This window comes from Collinsella sp. CLA-AA-H167, assembly GCF_040095305.1.
Taxonomy (GTDB): domain Bacteria; phylum Actinomycetota; class Coriobacteriia; order Coriobacteriales; family Coriobacteriaceae; genus Collinsella.
The window spans coordinates 97307-116431 of sequence record NZ_JBBNGA010000004.1; the positions used below are offsets into that span (position 1 = coordinate 97307).

14 protein-coding genes are annotated in these 19125 nt (G+C 60.6%); 7 read left to right on the plus strand and 7 right to left on the minus strand.

The features are described 5' to 3' along the window. Nucleotides 1–95: 95 nt before the first annotated feature. On the plus strand, nucleotides 96–1859 hold the full coding sequence (locus tag AAAT03_RS04145) for a hypothetical protein (RefSeq protein ID WP_349102651.1): 1764 nt from the start codon (nucleotides 96–98) through the stop codon (nucleotides 1857–1859). Between the two features lie 367 nt (nucleotides 1860–2226). On the opposite strand, the gene queA is transcribed toward AAAT03_RS04145, so the two are convergent. The 3 genes from queA to AAAT03_RS04160 form a co-directional block, all read right to left on the minus strand. Then, the gene (gene queA, locus AAAT03_RS04150) at nucleotides 2227–3438 is read right to left on the minus strand and encodes a tRNA preQ1(34) S-adenosylmethionine ribosyltransferase-isomerase QueA (RefSeq protein WP_346972296.1); all 1212 of its coding nucleotides are present in this window, start codon (nucleotides 3436–3438) and stop codon (nucleotides 2227–2229) included. Between the two features lie 70 nt (nucleotides 3439–3508). Beyond that, nucleotides 3509–4084 carry an epoxyqueuosine reductase QueH gene (locus AAAT03_RS04155; RefSeq protein ID WP_253055807.1) on the minus strand — a complete coding sequence of 192 codons (576 nt, stop codon included), beginning with the start codon at nucleotides 4082–4084 and terminating at the stop codon, nucleotides 3509–3511. A 67-nt stretch (nucleotides 4085–4151) separates the two neighbouring features. Beyond that, nucleotides 4152–4721: a DUF3267 domain-containing protein gene (locus AAAT03_RS04160; protein ID WP_346972290.1), complete on the minus strand. Its 570-nt coding sequence runs from the start codon at nucleotides 4719–4721 to the stop codon at nucleotides 4152–4154. A gap of 132 nt (nucleotides 4722–4853) precedes the next feature. Here AAAT03_RS04160 and AAAT03_RS04165 point away from each other — a divergent pair, with 132 nt between their 5' ends. Then, complete coding sequence (locus AAAT03_RS04165; RefSeq protein ID WP_349102652.1) at nucleotides 4854–7004, plus strand: class I tRNA ligase family protein; 2151 nt, start codon at nucleotides 4854–4856, stop codon at nucleotides 7002–7004. A gap of 149 nt (nucleotides 7005–7153) precedes the next feature. Next, the gene (locus tag AAAT03_RS04170; RefSeq protein ID WP_349102653.1) at nucleotides 7154–8257 is read left to right on the plus strand and encodes an RsmB/NOP family class I SAM-dependent RNA methyltransferase; all 1104 of its coding nucleotides are present in this window, start codon (nucleotides 7154–7156) and stop codon (nucleotides 8255–8257) included. Between the two features lie 24 nt (nucleotides 8258–8281). On the opposite strand, the gene AAAT03_RS04175 is transcribed toward AAAT03_RS04170, so the two are convergent. Further along, nucleotides 8282–8452: a hypothetical protein gene (locus AAAT03_RS04175; RefSeq protein ID WP_158550943.1), complete on the minus strand. Its 171-nt coding sequence runs from the start codon at nucleotides 8450–8452 to the stop codon at nucleotides 8282–8284. A gap of 190 nt (nucleotides 8453–8642) precedes the next feature. Between AAAT03_RS04175 and AAAT03_RS04180 the strand changes: the two genes are divergently transcribed. Next, nucleotides 8643–9734, plus strand: a complete 1092-nt coding sequence (locus AAAT03_RS04180; protein WP_349102654.1) for a hypothetical protein — start codon at nucleotides 8643–8645, stop codon at nucleotides 9732–9734. Between the two features lie 80 nt (nucleotides 9735–9814). Here the strand turns inward: AAAT03_RS04180 and AAAT03_RS04185 are convergent, their stop codons facing one another. Beyond that, nucleotides 9815–10705 carry a DegV family protein gene (locus AAAT03_RS04185; protein ID WP_349102655.1) on the minus strand — a complete coding sequence of 297 codons (891 nt, stop codon included), beginning with the start codon at nucleotides 10703–10705 and terminating at the stop codon, nucleotides 9815–9817. A gap of 320 nt (nucleotides 10706–11025) precedes the next feature. Between AAAT03_RS04185 and AAAT03_RS04190 the strand changes: the two genes are divergently transcribed. The 3 genes from AAAT03_RS04190 to AAAT03_RS04200 all read left to right on the plus strand — a co-directional run bounded on the left by AAAT03_RS04190 (nucleotide 11026) and on the right by AAAT03_RS04200 (nucleotide 14042). Further along, complete coding sequence (locus AAAT03_RS04190; protein ID WP_349102656.1) at nucleotides 11026–12942, plus strand: fructose-1,6-bisphosphatase; 1917 nt, start codon at nucleotides 11026–11028, stop codon at nucleotides 12940–12942. A 78-nt stretch (nucleotides 12943–13020) separates the two neighbouring features. Then, nucleotides 13021–13416 (plus strand): GtrA family protein, encoded by a 396-nt coding sequence (locus AAAT03_RS04195; RefSeq protein WP_117806353.1) that lies wholly within the window; start codon nucleotides 13021–13023, stop codon nucleotides 13414–13416. A gap of 218 nt (nucleotides 13417–13634) precedes the next feature. Next, entirely contained in the window at nucleotides 13635–14042 is a 408-nt protein-coding gene (locus tag AAAT03_RS04200; RefSeq protein WP_022095123.1) for a GtrA family protein, read from the plus strand. 159 nt (nucleotides 14043–14201) lie between these two features. Here the strand turns inward: AAAT03_RS04200 and AAAT03_RS04205 are convergent, their stop codons facing one another. Together AAAT03_RS04205 and AAAT03_RS04210 are read right to left on the minus strand one after the other, a co-directional pair. Beyond that, nucleotides 14202–15086, minus strand: a complete 885-nt coding sequence (locus AAAT03_RS04205; protein ID WP_349102657.1) for a DUF4430 domain-containing protein — start codon at nucleotides 15084–15086, stop codon at nucleotides 14202–14204. Between the two features lie 9 nt (nucleotides 15087–15095). After that, nucleotides 15096–18857 carry a DUF4430 domain-containing protein gene (locus AAAT03_RS04210; protein ID WP_349102658.1) on the minus strand — a complete coding sequence of 1254 codons (3762 nt, stop codon included), beginning with the start codon at nucleotides 18855–18857 and terminating at the stop codon, nucleotides 15096–15098. Between the last annotated feature and the right edge of the window lie 268 nt (nucleotides 18858–19125).

A 19125-nucleotide genomic window follows, 5' to 3' on the forward strand; every position in this document is an offset into this window, starting at 1 on the left:
CCATCGAACACGTTTTGAAACTTTGCTGCAGCGCGCGGGATGTCGGCGCGAGACTTTATCATAGGGTGACAAACAACGATGAGGAGCACATGCCTATGACAGACGAGCTGGACCCCCAGACTCAACAGCATATTGATGATTCCGCAGACGTCGCCGCAGATGCTGACGCTGTGACCTGCGATGATATTGACCTCGACGACCCCATCTTGGACGAAAGCGCTACGGCGGAAACCCCCGGCGCCGAAGATGCAGGCGAGCAAAATGACGATGCGCCCGCTCAGGACGACACCCCTGTACAGGATGCTGCTCCGCAAGCTGCGGGCCCTATCGAGGTTTCTTCGGAAGAAGAGCTCGACGCCGTCATGGACTCCATGATGGATGCCGTCAAAGCGATGAAAGACGCCGTGGCCGACGCTGACGTTGACGCCGAGGAAGAGGAGGCCGCCGAGGCGGCCTCGACCTTTGTACCCGGCGAGACTCCGGTTGCCGACCAGGGCAGCACCATGCCCTCGTTTCTGCAGCTCGAGCATCCCACGATTGGCGCCGATGCGGTCGACCCGCACGCAGCAGGCTTTTCTGTGATCGAGGGCGGTACCGGCAATATCGCCGTGCCGCAGGCTGCCGATGCGGACGCTGCCGACACCGCTCGCCCGACCGCCCCGCACTCCTCCGCCGCGAGCCGCGATCTGGGGACCGCTGTCTCGAACACTGCGAACGCCGTGGGCACCTTTATCGCCCAGGGCGCCTCGGCCATGCGCGAGATGAACGCCGCGAAAAAGGCACTTGCCGATGCCCGCGCCCACCTGGCCGAACTTGAGCAGCGCATTGCCGATCAGGCCGAGGAACTCGAGACGCGCCAGGATATCGCAGGCCGCTACGACCAGATCGTCGCCGACCAGCGTCAGGCGATCGCCACAGCGCAAAAGACCGCTGCGGCAGCCGAGATTGACCGTGATGCCCACGCCGCCAAAGCGACAGAGCTCAATGGTCAGCTCGAACAAATGAAGACAGAGGATGACGCGACTGAGCTCCGCCTGAAGGCCGCGCTCGACGCCGTGGAGGCCCGCGAGGCGAGCTCTCGCGAGACCGGCAACCGCCTCGTTCGACGTCTTGAGGATTCCAAGCGCATCCGCGACAAGGTGAAGGCCGAGCGAGACGCCGGCATTGCGGCCGCACAACAAACCGTCGACGCCACGCGCGCCCAGCTCGAGACGCTGCGCCATGAGTATGCCGAGCTGCAACGCAATCCCTCGGCAAATCCCGCCAACTATACGGTGCGCACCAGTGAGCTCTCGATGCAGATTTCCGACACGGCAGATGCCCTGCGTAAAGCCGAAGAAGATGTCCCGCGCATCACCGCCGACCTTGAGCACTCGCTTGCCGCAGCCGAGCAGGCCGTCGAGCAGGCTCAAGCCCCTATCGCCGACGCAAAACGCGCGCACCAAGCCGCGACGACCGAAGCCGATGCCGCGCGCGACGAGCTGCAGACGGCGAAGACAGCCGCCGCGACTCGTCAGCGCGAACTGCGCGAGAAGGTCACTGCCGAGGACAAGGCACGCCGCGACCAGGAGCAGAGCATCGCCAACGCCCAAGCAGATGCCGCACATGCGCAGTCGATCATCGAACAGGCGACCGAGGTGCACGACCACCCAGAGATCACTGAGTCGCTTGCAGGATCCTTGGCCCGAGACAAAGCCGAACACGCCGAAACCGAGCGCGAAGTGGCCCAGCTCGAGGCTACCGAGGATGACGTACGAGAGCGCACCCGCGACTCACGCATCAAATTCACCGGTGCCATCGTCTGCATCGTCGCCGTGATTCTAGCGATCATCCTGGTCTGGCTCTTCGCGAGCAAGTAAACCAGTTGCCAAAAAACGTTCAACGCAGTTGCGGTGAGATAGTTCCTGTTTAGTCCTCAATAAGGCCAATTCAAGAACTATCTCACCGCAACCTATTTAGATCGACGCAAGGCAACCTATCCCTCTTGCACCAATCTCTTGACATAAGGACTGTCCCCAAGTGCCGACACAAAAGGAACGTCCCCAAGTGCCAACAAAGGCGACGCCGATGCCTTGGCAAAGTCAGCGAAAACCCGCCAGAGCGAGCAAGGTGCCTTGAAACGAGGCGGCATTGACCTTCTGGTCATGCCGCCGAAGTTGAAAGGCAGATTGCCGCTCTGGCGGGTTTGCAGCGTCGAGCCGTTACGCGGTTCGTAGAACCGCGTAACTAACAAATGAGCATCGCGTCGCCAAAGCTGAAGAAGCGGTAGCGCTCCTCGATGGCGGCGGCGTAGGCATCCATGATCTGGTCGCGGGTGGCAAGTGCGCTCACAAGCATCATGAGCGTGGAGCGCGGCACGTGGAAGTTCGTGATCAGCGCGTCGACCACGTGATAGGTCGAGCCGGGCATGAGGTAGAGCTGCGTCGTCGCGTTCTCGCGCACCACGATGTCGCCGCGGCCGAGCGTATCGGCCCCGTCCTCGCGGCCCTCAAAATAGCGCGCCGTCACAGCCGGATCGGACACCGGAGCATCGGCGTCAAACGCGCTTTCGAGCGAGCGTACTGCGGTAGTGCCGACGGCGATCACGCGGTGCCCCTCGGCCTTCGCCTTATGCACGGCGTCGACAACCTCCTGCGACACGTGGTAACGCTCGGTGTGCATGACGTGCTGCGTGGGGTCGTCCTCCTCCACCAGACGGAAGGTATCAATACCCACCTCGAGCTCGACGGCGGCAAACTTCGCGCCCTTGGCCTCGATAGCGGCCATGAGCTCGGGAGTAAAGTGCAGACCCGCCGTAGGAGCGGCAGCCGAGTGCTCCTCCTTCATGGCGTAGACGGTCTGGTACTTCTCGGGATCGCCCTCGTAATCGGTAATGTAGGGCGGCAGCGGAACGTGACCGGCAGCATGAATGGCCTCGTCGAGCGTGCGCGGCTCTCCAGCGGCATTGCAACCGGCCGGCTCAAAGCGCACCAGTCGGCCGCCGCGGCTATCGGTGACAAAGTCGACGACCTCGGCCGTCAGCACCACGGGCGCGCCCTCGGGTGCATGGGCGCCGCCGGCGCGATACTCAATCTGAGCACCGGGCTTCAGACGCTTGCCCGGCTTGACCAGGCACTCCCAAACGTGACCCAGCGGATCAACATCCTCGCGGCGCTTGAGCAGCAGCGTCTCGACCACACCGCCCGAGCCTGCCTTGCGACCGATAAGACGGGCCGGCATCACGCGCGTCTGGTTGATGACGAGCACGTCGCCCGGCTCGATATAGTCGATGATGTCGCGGAAGATGCGGTGCTCAACGGTACCGCCGTGCTCTAGCGGCGTTCCTGTCTCGGAGCCTTTGCGATCAACCACCAGCAGGCGGCAGGAGTCGCGCGGCTCGGCAGGCGCCTGGGCGATGAGCTCTTCGGGCAGGTTATAGTCAAAATCATCGGTACGCATAGACACGTCGGATTCTCCTTATATAGCTAAAGTCCGCTCTACATCCTAGCAGGCTGACGTCCCAAGTGAACTACTTTTTGGCGGCTTTGCGCTCGTCGCGGATGCGGGCGCGGTCCATGGCCGCCTCGACAGCCGAGAAGCGGCAACCACAGTAGTTCTGCCGATACATGCCAAGCTCGCGCGAACGGCGTGTCGCCTCGGGGTAATACGGGCGAAAATCGCGAATCACCGGGGTGAGCCCGTGTGCCGCCGCCAAGCGCTCAAGCACGTCATTGCAGGTATCGAACAGCTGGTACGGCGAGACGGCGAGCGTCGTGCCCACGTATTCAAACCCGCGCTCCCGAGCCACGCGGCACGCCTCGGCCAGACGCAGGGCATAGCACGCGCGACAGCGACGGGGCCGATCGGCACCCAGCGGGGCCACGCCGGCCTCCCAGCGCTCGCGATCCTCCCCGGCCTCGATGAGCTCGATGTCGCCGTCGGCACACCACCGGCGCAGCTCGTCCAGGCGACGCTGCCATTCATTGTGCGGCTGAATATTGGGGTTGGTCCAGCAGATCGTGGGTTCAAACCCCTCCTCGCGCAGCAGGCGAACCGGCTCAAGCGAGCATGGTGCACAGCACGCATGCAGCAACAACGACTTCATCAACATCCCCGTCCCAGAAAACTCACCCCGACATCATGGCAGCTAAAATAGCCCCGTCCCAAAAAGACTACTTTGCGAAAAAGCGCACGCCAAAGGACGTGTCCTCGCAGGCAGCGATGCGGCGGTCGCGCAAAATGGCCCGCACGTAATACCAGTCGCCCACACAGCCCGACAAATGCAAGCCAGCCGCCAGGTAACACAGCAGCGGATAGCCCGAGAGCGCAAAGCCCAGGGCAAACGCCACCGTCAAAACAACCGTGGGCGCCAGGCAAATGGCCATGTACCGCCGACGCGAATACACAACGCCCTCGGCGCAGGCATAGATCATCGCCGTCTCACGATTCGCGCCAAAGGTCACATGCGCGCCCGCAGGCGCCAGCAGCTTAAAAAACACCGCATGCACCAGCTCGTGCACGGCAAACGACGCTGCAGAAACCGCAGCCACACCGACCATCCAGCCCACGACGGTGGTCCAGCCGCCCGCCTCAGCCGCGTCCAAGTCCGCAGGCCCGCCCAGCAGCATAAACACCGGCACCAGGCACACGGCAAACACGCCGACTACGACCATCCCCCACACAAAGCAGGCGTGCAGAAAATCCTCGTCCTCAAACGCATGTATGTTGGAAATCTCATTCATAGCATCTTAGGATAGCGCCCCTGCCACGTACCCGTCCGCATGTGCGATAATGTCGAACGATATGCACGAATTGACCACCGCGTCGCCAGGCCTTGCGCCCGGCCGCGCTCCCACCATATGCGAAGGAGTCCCATGGCATCCAAATATTCCATGAACGACCGTCCCAGCTGGCCGCGCCGCGCCATCGTTACCGCCGGCGAGCCCTACGGCAACAAGGGCCTGCACTTTGGCCACGTCGGCGGCGTCTTTGTCCCGGCCGACTTCTTCGCCCGCTTCCTTCGCGACCGCCTGGGCCGCGAGAACGTCATCTTCACCTCGGGCACCGACTGCTACGGCTCGCCCATCATGGAGAGCTACCGCAAGCTCAAGGAAAACGAAGGCTACGATAAGTCCATCGGCGAGTATGTCGAGTCCAATCACTCCCGCCAGGCCGCGACCCTCAACAACTACAACATCAGCTGCGATATCTACGGCGGCTCGGGCCTTGAGCCGGCTGCGCAGATTCACAACGAGGTGACCGCCGAGATTATCGAGCGCCTGCACGAGCAGGGCACCATCTCCAAGCGCTCCACGCTGCAGTTCTACGATGCCAAGGCCGGCACGTTCCTCAACGGACGCCAGGTCATCGGCCGCTGCCCCATCCAGGGCTGCAAGTCCGAGAAGGCTTATGCCGACGAGTGCGATCTGGGCCACCAGTTTGAGCCCGAGGAGCTCATCGCGCCCAAAAGCCAGCTCACCGGCGAGGTGCCCGAGTTGCGTCCGGTCGACAATCTCTACTTTGACCTGCCGGCCTACCTCGACTTCATGAAAACCTACACCGCCAAGCTCGCCCAGAACCCGCAGGTTCGCTCCGTGGTCTCCAAGACCATGGAGGAGTGGCTGCTGCCGGCTCAGCTCTACATCCAGAACAAGTTCCGCGAGGCCTTCGACGCCGTCGAGGACCAGCTTCCCGAGCACACCGTGCTGGAGCCCGAGGGCAACAAGAGCAGCTTTACCGTCACCTTCCCCAGCTGGAAGGAGCGCGACGACGCCCACGCGGTGCTCGCCAACGGCGGCGTGCGCTTCCGCAGCGGCAAGGCGCTCGTGCCCTTCCGCATCACCGGCAACATCGACTGGGGCGTTCCGGTGCCCGAGGTCGATGGCGTCTCCGACGTCACCTGCTGGTGCTGGCCCGAGAGCCTGTGGGCGCCCATCAGCTATACGCGTACCGTGCTCGCGCGCGATGCCAAGGCAGCCGGCGTGACCGAGGGCGTCGCCGCCCAGGATGCCGCCCTCATGGGCGAGCCCGCTGCCGACTCCACGCAGGTCCCCGCGCCCACCTACCAGCACAGCTCGCTCGACTGGCGCGACTGGTGGTGCTCGGACGACGCGCAGATCTACCAGTTTATCGGTCAGGACAACATCTACTTCTACTGCATCGCGCAGACCGCCATGTGGGAGGCCCTGGGCTGGGACCTCACGCAGAGCACCGTCAGCGCCTGCTACCACCTGCTCTACATGGGCAAAAAGGCCAGCTCGTCCTCGCAGACGCCTCCCCCGCCGGCAGACGACCTGCTCAACCACTACACCTGCGAGCAGATGCGTGCGCACTGGCTGTCGCTCGGCCTGTCCGAGAAGCCGGTAAGCTTTAGCCCCAAGGCATACGACACGCGTGTGACCGGCAAGGACAAGGACGGCAACGAGGTACGCGCCTGCGACGACAAGCGCGTTATCGACCCGGCCCTTAAGGAGAGCGCCCTTTTGACCGGCGTGTTCAACCGCTTGGCCCGCAGCTGCTTCTACGGCGTCGCCGTCAAGGAAGGCGACGAGAGCCCCTACCGCAACGGCTGCATCCCCGCCGGTGCCGCTTCTGACACCGTGGTCGAAGCCGCCCAGCAGGCAGCCCTCGCCTTTGAGCAGGCCATGTACAAGTTCGAGACGCACCGCGCGCTTGCCGTGTGCGACGACTACCTGCGCGCCGCCAACAAGCGCTGGAGCGACGCCTCCAAGGCCGCCAACAAGCTCGAGGGCGAGCCGGCCAACGCCGCAATGACGCAGGCCCTCGTCGACGCCTTTACCGAGCTGCGCGTGGCGACCGTCCTGATGCACGGCATCGTCCCGGCCGGCTGCGAGCTCATCTGTGAGTACTTCGACATCGACCCGGTCGCCTTCTTTAGCTGGGATAACATCTTCGCCTCCACGGATGAGTTTGTGGAGAGCCTGGGCGAGAAGCCCGGCGAGCACCGCGTAAAGCCGCTACCCCCGCGCTTCGACTTCTTCAGCAAGCACGAGAGCCAGTACTAGGCAACCGCAACGCGCCCGGAAATGATTATTCTGGGACGGGGATAAAAAATCATTCCCGGGCGCCGCAAAGTAGTCTTTTTGGAACGGGGATCATTAAATGATTTTTTATCCCCGTCCCAGAATAATCATTTCGGTGGAAGGAAAGACGGATGTCCAAGCCGCGTCGTCGTAAGCAGAAAAAGCAGGTCAAGGCCGAGCTCAAGCTCAGGCAGTTTGCCGCCACCGAGCTTTCCGACCAGCTTGCCGCCCTTCCCTGCGCCGCCGATCTGCCGCGCTTTATGGTCGACACGGTCGCCGGCGCCTATGCGCCCGCCGATGCCGAGCTCATGATCAAGGGCTTCGGCGCCGCGGTCACACGCCCGGTCACGCTGCGCGCCAACACGCTCAAGGCGACCGCCGAGGACATCGCCGCCGCGCTCGACGCAGCCGGCATCGCCCACCAAACCGTCGCCTGGTACCCGGACGCTTTCATCCTGCCCGAGGCCCAGGTTTCCGACCTGTGGGACCTCGACATCTACCGCGACGGCAAGATCTACTTGCAAAGTCTGTCGTCCATGATGCCGCCGTTGGTCTTGGGCGGCCAGGCCGGCGAGGACATCCTGGACATGTGCGCGGCCCCCGGCGGCAAGACGACGCAGATCGCCGCCCTCACGCAGGGGCAGGCGCACCTTACCGCCTGCGAGATGAGCATTCCCCGCGCCGAGAAGCTCGAAGCCAACCTCCACCGCCAAGGCGCAAAAAACGTGCCCGTCATGCGCATCGACGCACGCGAGCTCGACGAGTTCTTCCGCTTTGACCGTATCCTGCTCGACGCTCCCTGCACCGGCACGGGCACCGTCGTCAGCGGCAACGAGAAGAGCCTGCGCGGCCTCACCGAGCAGTTGCTGAGCAAGTGCGCCCGCTCGCAGCGAGCACTTCTGGACCGCGCCATGGGAGCCCTCAAACCGGGCGGCACGCTCGTCTATTCGACTTGTTCGATCTTGCCGCAGGAAAACGAGGACGCCCTGCAAGAGGCCCTCGACAAGCATATGGACTGCGAGCTCATCCCCCTCGACGGCACGCCAAGCGAAAGTGAGGCACGCCGCGCCCAGGAAGCTGGCGAGAAGCCGCGCATCGAGTCCAACGCCCTGACCGAGGCCATTGCCGCGGGTCAGGTATCGGCCATCGCCAACGGCCTGCCCGGCACGCTCACCATTCCGCCCAGCCGCGAATTTGAGGGCTTCTACATTGCCCTGATCCGAAAACGCAGCTAGCGTACGGATCCAAAACTCAACAAGCTATCTCCGTGCGCGTTTGTCCTGCTGGTCGCGATGCTGTTTAAGCATCGCGCGCTCCTTGCGTTCGGCCCTTTTGCCCTTAATGGCCGTGACCACAAAGTAGATGACCGCGGCGGCAACGATTGCGCCCACGCATAGGCCAATCGAGCCCAACATTGCCGAAAATTCCATACCGCGTCACCTCTCTTTTAAACGGGACTTTCAAGATAGCACCTCGATCCCCGCCACCACAGCTCCTTCACGTTCGCCGCCCTTCGGTCTAACGGAGGACGCGGCGGGGAAAAATCAACTCGTCAAACGATTTAGCAAGCACAACGCTGCCGGCACCCTGCCGGCCGTCATCACATAGAATCGAGCCTCCATGGATACCCTCAACGATCTAAATGAGCGCGTCAACGCCTTCGTCGGCACCAGCTCCTTCGACACGCCTGCCGCGGCAAACGACCAAGCCCCCATCGATGTGCCCGCCGAGGTTCACGAAGACATCGTCGCCTCGGTCGATTTCTCCGAGGTCGAGCTCGCAGACGAGTTCACCGAGCCCCAGGTAGCCGTCACGCCCAACGGCCTGCTCCCTATGGAGCCCCTGCCCATCGACGGACGTCTGCGCAAGGCTGCCCTTCGCATGCCCGACGAGATCGAGGAGGCCAGCGGCTTCACGCTCTTCGGCCGCCGCATCAAGTCGCTCATTTACACCACCGATGTCGCGGTTATCCGCAACTCCAACGCCGATGCTGTCTTCGCCGTTTACCCCTTCACGCCGCAGCCGGCCATTACGCAGGCACTGTTGACCGTCGCCGAGTGCCCGGTCTTTGTAGGCGTGGGCGGCGGAACTACGACCGGTAAGCGCTCCGTTCAGATGGCAGCCGTCTCCGAGATGCAGGGCGCGGCGGGCTGTGTGGTCAACTCCCCCGCTACTGCCGAGATGGTCGAGCACATCACCAACATCGCCGACATCCCCGTCATCGCCACGGTCGTACGTTGCGACGACGATGCTCACGCAAAGGTGCGCGCCGGCGCCAAGATTCTTAACATCGCCGCCGGCAAAAACACGCCGCAGGTCCTGCGTGAACTGCGCGAGCACTATCCCAACCTGCCGCTCATCGCGCCGGGCGGCAAGACGCCCGAGAGCATCCGCGAGACCATCGCCGCCGGCGCCAACGCCATCATCTGGACGCCGCCTTCGGCACAGCAGCTACAGACCGACATGATGCAGCGTTATCGCAAGATGAAAGAAGACGCCACGCCCGTTATCTCGCGCGACGATGTGCCCATTATCGACCAGGTCGCCGCCGCCGAAGTCAGCCAGGTCGAGAACATGAATCCCGACGTGCCGATTCCCGACGAGGTCATCGAGCGCGTCGCTTCGATCCACGAGCGCGTCGAGGAGCGTCGCGCCAACCGCGGGCTCAAGCCCTCACTGCACGGCTTTTTCTTCCGAGGAAAGAAACGCTAGCAAAACATCTTGGCCCGCCCCACAAACGTGAGGCGGGCCGTTTTCGTTTGAGCAATCATGCAGCGATGTGATGGGGCAAATTAATCCACGCGCTTGTCGCCCATAAAGAAGAGCGCCACCGTACCAGGTCCGGTATGCGAGCCAATCAGAGTACCGATGTTATTGATCTCAATCTTGCCTTTAAGCTGCGGAACCTGTTTCTCAATCAGCGCCGCAACTGCCTCGGCATCCTCGCGGCACGCCGAGTGCGACATGATGCACTTACCCGAATAATCCGCACCGTCCTGCACGTGTGCCATCATGGTCTGAGCCATCTCGGAAATCGCGCGCTTCTTAGTGCGAATCTTCTCACGTGGCGACAGCCCACCTTCGCAATCGACCGTCATAAGCGGGCAAATCTTAAGCGCCGTGCCGATGATCGCGCTCGCAGCCGAAATGCGACCGCCGCGCAGGTAGCTCGACAGATCGGTCGAGAAGAACCAGTGGTGCAGGTTGAGCTTGTGCTCCTCGATCCAGGCAGCCGTCTCGTCGAGTGAAGCCCCGCTATCGCGCACGTCGGCGGCACATTCCGCCAGCAGGCCAAAGCCCGAAGACGCCGCCAGCGAATCGATGACGCGCACCTTGCCGCCCTGGGGATAGCGATCCGCGAGCATCTGCGCCGCAACGCAAGCCGAGCCATACGTACCCGAAATACCCGACGACAACGTCAGGTGCAGCACGTCTTTACCCTCGGCAACAAGCGGCTCCCAAAACTCCTCGTACTCACCCACGCTCACCTGAGACGTCTTGGGCATGGCGCCCGCGGATATCTGGGCAAAAAACTCGTCCGGCGTAATCGACTGATACAGATCGTCCGTATAGACAACATCGTCGATCTCGTAATGAAAACACACGACAGGGATATTGCGCGATTCAAAGAACTCCCGAGTTCGATCGGCGGCGGATTCACAGGTCAGGACAAAATCACTCATATGAGGCTCCTTACTCATTGCTGCGCAAATTATCGCACAGTGAGCCTACATACGGTACATATGTCCACTATTTACCAAATCGAACCAAAAATAGCGAACATCTTTACCACCATCGTCTCCACCGGCCCCACGCATAAATATCTGAGAAAACACCCTCTGTCGTCTCCACTCAACCGCCATATCTACCTCAACTAAATCGATTTACCAAACCGTTCAGCCGACAATTCAGCCGCTGGCGCAAAATCGAAACAAAAGCGGCGCATACTGATAAACGTTTGACGCTGTTTATCAGTTTTACCAGCTCCATCGGAAGGTGTTTCATGGTCGCATTCGATCGCAATCCGCAAGACTTCAAGTATCTGCGCCTGCTGTCGAAACAATTTCCCACCGAGCAATCCGCGTTTACCGAGATCATCAACCTCTCGGCCATCCTCAACCTGCCCAAAGGCACTGAGCATTTTATGAGCGACGTGCATGGCGAGTACGAAGCCTTTATGCACATCCTCAACAACTGCTCGGGCGTCGTGCGCGAGCATGTCGACGAAATCTTTGGCGAAACGCTCTCCTTTGACGAGAAGGGCGAGCTGTGCACGCTCATCTACTACCCGCGCGAGAAGATCGAGCTGGTCCGCAGCCAGCGCGAGGACTCGCCCACCTGGTACAAGACGATGCTTGACCAGCTCATCATGGTCGCCCGCTCGCTTTCGAGCCGCTATACGCGCTCCAAGGTGCGTAAGGCCATCCCACGCGATTACGCCTACATCATCGACGAGTTGTTGCACACGCACCCGGACGAGAACAACTATCGCGTGCGCTATCACGAGCGCATCGTGGAGTCCATCCTGGAGACCGCAAGCGCCGACGACTTTATCGAGTCGCTTGCCTCGCTCATCAAGCGCCTGGCCGTCGACCACCTGCACCTGGTGGGCGACATCTTCGACCGCGGTGGCGGCGCGGCCAAGATTATGGACCGCCTGCTCACCTACCATTCACTCGACATCCAGTGGGGCAACCACGACCTGCTGTGGATGGGCGCTGCGGCCGGTGAGCCCGCCTGCATCGCCACGGTGCTGCGCAACAACCTACGCTACGACAACTACGAGATCCTGGAGAACGACTACGGCATCTCGCTGCGTGAGCTTGTCGCCTTTGCCGATGCCACCTACACCACCGGTGAGTCCATCACCCCGCTGATCAAGGCCATCAACGTGCTGCTCTTTAAGCTCGAGGGTCAGATTATCCAGCGCCACCCCGAGTTCGACATGACCGACCGCCTGTTACTCGACAAGATCGACCACGACACCGGCACGGTCACGCTCGCCGACGGCAGCGTGTGGCCGCTCACGACCAACGACTTCCCCACCGTCGACCCGACGGACCCCTATACGCTCACGTCTCAGGAGCAGCACATCATCGACAAGCTCGTGTCCGAGTTTGTCACCGCCGATCACCTGCATCGCCATATCGATTTCCTCTATTCCCACGGCTCGATGTACAAGGTCGCCAACGGCAACCTGCTGTTCCATGGCTGCGTGCCGCTCAACGAAGACGGCACCTTTAGCAGCATGAACTGCCTGGGCACCTGGCACGCTGGCCGCGATTATCTCGATTTTTGCGACCACATCGCCCGCCGCGCCTGGCGCGTGGGCGACCGCGACGCCCTCGACTGGATGTGGTACCTGTGGATTGGCTTTAACTCACCCGCCAGCGGACGCCTGGTGCGTACCTTTGAGCGCGCCTATATCGCCGATAAGAGCACCTGGGTCGAGCCGATGGACCCGTACTTTACGCTTACCAAGTCGCCCTCGGTCTGCGATGACATCATGCGCGAGTTTGGTGTCGCGCCCATGGCATGTTCACCGACCGGCCACATCATCAACGGTCACACGCCCGTCAAAACCACCAAGGGCGAGCAGCCCATCCGCGCCGAGGGCAAGCTGCTGGTCATCGATGGCGGCTTCTGCCGCGCCTACCATCCCAAGACGGGCATCGCCGGCTACACACTTATCTCGGGCTCGCGCGGATGCCGCCTCAAGTCGCACCGGGCCTTTACCACGGTTGCCGAGGCACTCACGCGCAACGTGGACATCGAAAGCGAGACCAACCGTTTTGACCAAGCAGACCGTCGCCGCATGGTGAGCGACACCGATACTGGCGCCAAGATTCGCAGCCAAATCCAGGACCTACGCCAGCTGCTCGATGCATATAGAAACGGTGCTATCGAGGAGCGCGCCTAGCTCCACCCGTGGGGATTGGCTAAACTTGCTGAGTTTGTCATCCCCGCGGCGCTTCGGCGCCAGCTTAAGGCAGGTACCATGCAAAAGCTCCTTGCGCAGATCATGAAATTTGGCGTCGTCGGTGTCATTGCCACGGTTATCGACTTTGGCATTATGAATCTGCTCCACTACGGTCTGGGCCTCAACATCCTAATCGCCAACACCAGCGGCTTTATCGTCTCACTCATCTTTAATTACGTCGCCAGCATGAAGTACGTGTTTGCGCACAAGGAGGGCATGAGCCGCCGCCGCGAGTTCATTATCTTTGTCGTGCTGTCCGTTATTGGCTTGGTACTCAACGACGGCATCGTGCTGGCCCTCAACGCCGGCCTGGGCCTCGAGGCCAATATCGCCAAGATTTGCGCCACCGCGCTCGTCATGGTCTACAACTTTGTGACCCGAAAGATCTTCCTGGAAGGCGACGAGACCAAGTAACTCGCAGCCTTACAGCTTTACGATGCCCTCGGATGACGCGCGTCGAGCGTTTTGTTGTTCGTGGGCTTTGCTCGTTTACGGGCAAATTTTCAACGTTTGCGGATTAGCTCTTGAAAATCTGGCGAGTTCGTATAGTTCTTGGCAAAGACCTTACGTTTCCCTTGCAAAAGCTCTAAAGTATCCTCTGCTCGATTCATCAACGCATTGGATGTGATTACGTGCGCAAGGCACTGGCACAACCTCATACCAAGCAGTTCCTCAAGTTCGCTGTCGTGGGCCTTATCTCCTTTGGCATCGACTGGGGTATGCTCATTGCGCTCGTCGAGCTGTTCCACCTCGACTTTTTGATGAGCACCACGGTCTCGTTCATCACGTCCGTCGTGGTCAACTACTGGCTCAGCATGAAGTACGTGTTCGACCATCGCGAGGGCATGAGCCGCAAGCGCGAGTTCACGATCTTCACCATCCTGTCGGTGATCGGTCTGGGCCTCAACGACCTGTACATGTTTGTGGGCGTCACGTTTTTGAGCATCGGCTACCAGGCCATGAAGGCCATCGCCACGTTCTTGGTCACCTGGTACAACTACTTTAGCCGCCGCTTCTTCCTCGAGGGCGCACGGTCGTAGTCGATTCATTATTAGCTTGAATGTATAACCGGTTGGAATTCCCGTTCCAACCGGTTTTTTGTTTGCCGAGAGGCCCGGCGACCCGGTCTCATTCGCATGAAAAACGGGCGGCCCGGATGTTTGTCCGAACCGCCCGTCTGGCGCGCTATGTCGAGGCCTCTAGCCTGTAACGTAATACCAGACCACGTTGTCGCCGTTGGAGAGAACGTAGTTGCTGCAGGCCGTCATGGGCGTTGTGCCGTTGACGGAGTACATCCAGCCACTCGTGCCGCCGTACTGTTTCTCGGCCAAACCACCAATCGCGGAGACATACGTGCCGTACGACGAGCCATGTGCGTTGACAGAAAGGCCCAGCGCGCACAGGGCATCGTAAACGGTGGCGCCTTCGTTAAAGGTAAAGGTGCCACCAGAGGACACAGGATTGCCCACAGCGCTCGATGTAACCGAAACCGTCACTGTTACGTAGCTGGACTCCTGCGAGCCGCTCTGGCCGCCCGAGGAGGCGTTTCCACCATTAGAGCTGGAGGCTCCATCAGACGACTGGCCGCCGCCCGAAGAAGCACCGCCAGACACATTGGAAGTATCGCCGGCTCCCGTATTCTGGGCAGCGGATTTATCTCCAGACTTCTTGCCGTCCTGACCATCGGACTTCTTGCTATCCGAGCTTTTATCCGATTCCTTGTTTGAAGACTCGGAATCGTCCTTGGACTCGTCTTTTGCGTCATTCGATGACTTGGAATCCTTGGAACTGGCCTCGACCGAAGTCGTAGTCGAGCCAGACGCCTTGGTGTCCTTGGTGACGACGCTCTCCCCCGTCACGGTCTGAATGATCCAGTCGATGGACCAGGCACCGCTTGTGGAAGGATGGACGAAACCCAGCGAGACGACGATCAGAATGGTGCACGCGGCAGTCAGAACGCCAAGGAGCGCCTCGCAACGAGGGGCGGACGCCGCCGAAGCGGCGCCCTGTTGCTTTGCATCGTCGAACTGAATGAACGATGAATCTGGTTGCTTGGGGTCAGCGTCCTTGGATTTATTGGACACAGCCCTCACCTACCGACGTTTGGTGAACACGAACACGCCGACGATGGCGAGACCGATGACGCCGGCGGCAACGCCAACGATGGCGAGCGGATTGGTGCCAGCCTCCTGCTCGGAAGCACTAGAGGACTTCTTGGCAGTGGTCGTGGAAGCAGCGCCCGTATCGGACTTGGAATCGGACTTCTTGTCGGACTTGCCGTCCTTCTTGTCAGACTTCTTCTCGTCCTTCTTATCGGACTTATCGGAGTCCTTCTTGTCGGACTTGTTTTCCTTGGTCTCGGTCTTGGTCGACACCGTCGTCTTGGTCACCGGCTTCTGGCCCGGGGCAATAGCGCCGCCCTTCGAGCCGGAGCCAGAACCCGCGCCAGCGCCAGTGCCGGAACCAGTACCGGTACCAGAACCGCCGCCATTCGAACCAGCGCCGCCATTACCGCCAGGGTTAACGGCATTCTTGGTCCACTTGGCATACAGCGTCAAATCGGCCGTCACCGGCGTACTGAAGTCATACGCCTGCATGCAAGCCTCATCGGTATACCAACCGCCGAAAGTGTAGCCATCGCGCGTCGGATCTGCCGGCTTGACCAGCTTGCCATCGGCCGTAGCAACAAACTTAGTGTCGCAAGCAGACCCGCCATTGGAATTAAAGGCAACCGTCCAAGACTCAACAGCCCCCAGCTTGAACAAAGTACCCGAATCATTGATGTAGTACAGGTTGCCAGATGCATCGGCAATGACCGGAGAGTCACAGTACTGGTAATGGCCAGCCGCATCATAAATCTGCGTCGCCTCTGCATCGCCGAGCGTATAGCGATACACGCCACCACCAGCAGAGTAGTTAACGTAATCCTTGCTATCCGCGCTGTTAACGGTGAAGTACACATAGGTCTTGCTGCCCTGAACGCTCACCAGCGGAGTAGCAGCAATACCGTTAAATCCGGCCGGTAGTTCTTTACCGTCAGCAGCGGTGACCATCGTGGTCTTACCAGTCTTCAGATTATAGAGAACCAGAGCAGATCCAGTAGCCGTCTGCCCACCGGCAATCAAGTTCTCGCCAGACACCGCCGGGGCGCTCATGTTATTCGTAAGACCCAGGTCGACCGTCTTCTGCTCGCTCAGCACGCCCTTCGCCGAAAGCGAAATCACATGGAGCTTTCCATCGTGCGTCATCTGATAGAAGGTCGAACCATTGGACGGATCGGCGACACAGTCGGCGTTCGCGAGAGCACCGAGCTTCATAGTCGAAACGACATCGCCCGTCGTCTTATCAATGCACTTAAGCGTGCCCGCGCTCGTAGGAACAATGGCGTACTTATCCGTCAGCGCAGCACCAGTCCAATAATAGCCCTCGGAAGGGTCAATGTTCTGCCAAGAGACTTCGCCCGTGGCAATCTTGATACGCTTCAGGGAGCCGTTGCCGTAGGTCGCGTTGTAGTTCTCGTCATACGAAATAACGACCGTACCAACATAGACGTACTCGCCGTCCGAAACGACGGTGCAGGAGCTCTGCGTCAAGTCCGTCAAACCAGGCGTCAGCCACTTGCAGATCAGCTTGTCTGCAGTAATCGCCTGGACCGCACCGCCGTTGAGCGGAACGATGATAAGGCCGTTGGTATAGATCGGACGAGAGGTATAGCTCACCTTGGAGGCAAGCGGCGCAGAGGCAACCTTTTTGCCCGTGGACGAATCGATCTTAATGAGCTCGTTCTCGGTCGCGATGTACACAAAACCGTTAGCAATGACAGGCTCGCTGCAGTTGGCATACTGCTGGCCAGACTCGGCCTTCCAATCGAAGGCCCACTTAAGACCGGCGGCCTGCGCAGGCGTCTTGGCATCCGTTACGGTCGAACCGTTGCCACTGTTGCCGTAGCCGGCCCACTCGGCATCCCAATCAGGAGTCGTCGCACTCGGGTCCACGACAATCTTGTCGGGATCGGGCATGGGCGATTTATCAGTTGTATAGGCAAGCGTAACCTTATCGCCGCTCTTGAGCGTAATCTGATTGGCGCAGAGTAAGGAGGGCTCTCCATTGATATACAGATGCCAGTATTTATTGGTCGCACCATCATAGCCGTACGTCTTGCCTCCGAACGGCGAGTCGATGGAATTGAGGAACCAGTACTCACCGCTCTGGGAGCCGCTGTACGTAACGCCCTTTGCCTTCAGAACCGCTTCGATAAGGTTCTGGGCCGTAGAGCCTTCGGGCAGAGAAACATTGCTTGCCGAGCCCCAGCGAGTATTGTTGCCGTTGGCATCGGGACCGATAACATCGACGGACCCAAGAACCTGACCGGGGAGGGCATCGGCGTCAGCACCATACATAAAGGTGACGGCGTCACCCTCCTGGAGCTTGTAGGCACCGGCGCCAACGTCGGCGAACTTGCCATTTACGTAGAAGCGCCAATAGCTATTAGTCGCAGCATCCCAGCCATAGGACTTACAATCGAACGGCGAAGTAATACCGTTGAGGAACCAGCCCCAAGGCGATTCGCCAGCATCGAGAGTAAGGCCGGTCTGCTCAAGGAGATCCTTGGCAGTAGAGCCTGCCTTGAGACTCGTCTGGCCCGTCGAGGCCCAAACCTGCTGCTTGCCGTCCTTGTCCTTACCGAGGACCTGAACGGAAGCATGGACGGAATCGGACGGCAACTGGTCGCCCCAGCCACCGTAGAACCACGTAACGGTATCGCCAGCATGAATGGTGACATTGTCTGCCGTGTAGTCGCTCGACTTGCCGTTGATGAACAGCTGCCAATAGGTCGAATAATCGAGCGGCGTACCCAGCTCAACGCCGTTGTACTTAAGGCTCAGAATGAAGGAGCCCGCAGCAACGGCGTCGATGTCATTCGCCTCGAGCGCGACCTTCGTAAGGTCAAGTGCGCTCGAGCCGGACGTCACCACATACTGCGCGTTATCGACCCAAGTCTGAGTCTTGCCTTGGGCATCGCGACCAATGACGGTCACATTTGCGGCAACCTGGTCCTTAACGACAGGGGACGAGCTACCAGCCGTATAGGCAAACTCAATCTTCTGCCCCTGGGTGAGCTTGACGCTGCTCGCGCCAACCGAGGAAGACGCGCCATCGACGAACAGCTGCCAGAAGGCATAAGTCGTCGGATCGTAGGCAAGCGTGCGGCCATCGCTCGGGGATGTGATGCTTTTGAGGTAGAACCCGTATGCCGTGTTCGGATCGTAGTCCGCCTTGAAGCCCGTCTTCTCCTGCAGCTTAATAAAGGCATCCGCAGCCGTCGCGCCCTCGTCGAGCTTGAGCTGCGTAGGTGCCACCCAGGTCTGAGCCTTGCCGTCGGCATCGGTGCCGATAATCGAGAACGAGACCTCGACTTGCTTCTTGGCGACATCGCCGGTTTCCGTCGGGCTCTCCGTCTGGACGGCAGCCGCGGCGGCAGATCCTGCTTGGTCAGCGGCTACCGTCGAAGACCGCTCGCTCGCGGCAGGGTTCTCCCCCGTCGCCGAGCCTTCGTCGCCAGCCGCCGCCCCTGTTGTGGCAGCACTAGCCGCGGGCGCGCTCCCAGAATCCGAAACCTCAGCGTTGCCCTGGTCGGCAGCACCATCCGCAGGCGCTGCGCCCTCGTCCGGCGTCGTAGCCTGAGCCACAGCCTCGGCAATGCCCTCGGCGCCCTCGGCCCACAGCTGAGCCGGCGTGGTGCCAAAGGCCATCGCGAAGGCCAGGAATGCCACCAGGCCGCGCTTGGCTACGCCGCGCGCAGTTGCGCCACGGCGATGCGAGACGCGCTGGCGCTCGTCCACAAACATATCCATTTGTCTCCTACTGTCTGTACTTGGAGCGTTGCCTTGAGGCTGCCCCACGTCATCGCGCATGTTGCGCTCGAGTTCCCCCATCGGGATCTCTCTTCCCTCCAGAGCCCTATGCACACCGGCAGCATACGCCGCAGCCGCATGCAAGATGGGAGGCGATCCGACTTAACCTTAACGGCTCAGGCGCGCCGTCCGATCTGCGACGCGAACATCCCGAGCCAAGAGGAATTACGGTTACTGGTACAGCCGGGGACTTGCACCCCGATTCTCC

Excerpts from the sequence above, each read along its gene's own strand:
- AAAT03_RS04145 (WP_349102651.1), top strand. The coding sequence starts at position 96 with ATGACAGACGAGCTGGACCCCCAGACTCAACAGCATATTGATGATTCC.
- queA (WP_346972296.1), bottom strand. The coding sequence starts at position 3,438 with ATGCGTACCGATGATTTTGACTATAACCTGCCCGAAGAGCTCATCGCC.
- AAAT03_RS04155 (WP_253055807.1), bottom strand. The coding sequence starts at position 4,084 with ATGAAGTCGTTGTTGCTGCATGCGTGCTGTGCACCATGCTCGCTTGAG.
- AAAT03_RS04160 (WP_346972290.1), bottom strand. The coding sequence starts at position 4,721 with ATGAATGAGATTTCCAACATACATGCGTTTGAGGACGAGGATTTTCTG.
- AAAT03_RS04165 (WP_349102652.1), top strand. The coding sequence starts at position 4,854 with ATGGCATCCAAATATTCCATGAACGACCGTCCCAGCTGGCCGCGCCGC.
- AAAT03_RS04170 (WP_349102653.1), top strand. The coding sequence starts at position 7,154 with ATGTCCAAGCCGCGTCGTCGTAAGCAGAAAAAGCAGGTCAAGGCCGAG.
- AAAT03_RS04175 (WP_158550943.1), bottom strand. The coding sequence starts at position 8,452 with ATGGAATTTTCGGCAATGTTGGGCTCGATTGGCCTATGCGTGGGCGCA.
- AAAT03_RS04180 (WP_349102654.1), top strand. The coding sequence starts at position 8,643 with ATGGATACCCTCAACGATCTAAATGAGCGCGTCAACGCCTTCGTCGGC.
- AAAT03_RS04185 (WP_349102655.1), bottom strand. The coding sequence starts at position 10,705 with ATGAGTGATTTTGTCCTGACCTGTGAATCCGCCGCCGATCGAACTCGG.
- AAAT03_RS04190 (WP_349102656.1), top strand. The coding sequence starts at position 11,026 with ATGGTCGCATTCGATCGCAATCCGCAAGACTTCAAGTATCTGCGCCTG.
- AAAT03_RS04195 (WP_117806353.1), top strand. The coding sequence starts at position 13,021 with ATGCAAAAGCTCCTTGCGCAGATCATGAAATTTGGCGTCGTCGGTGTC.
- AAAT03_RS04210 (WP_349102658.1), bottom strand. The coding sequence starts at position 18,857 with ATGGATATGTTTGTGGACGAGCGCCAGCGCGTCTCGCATCGCCGTGGC.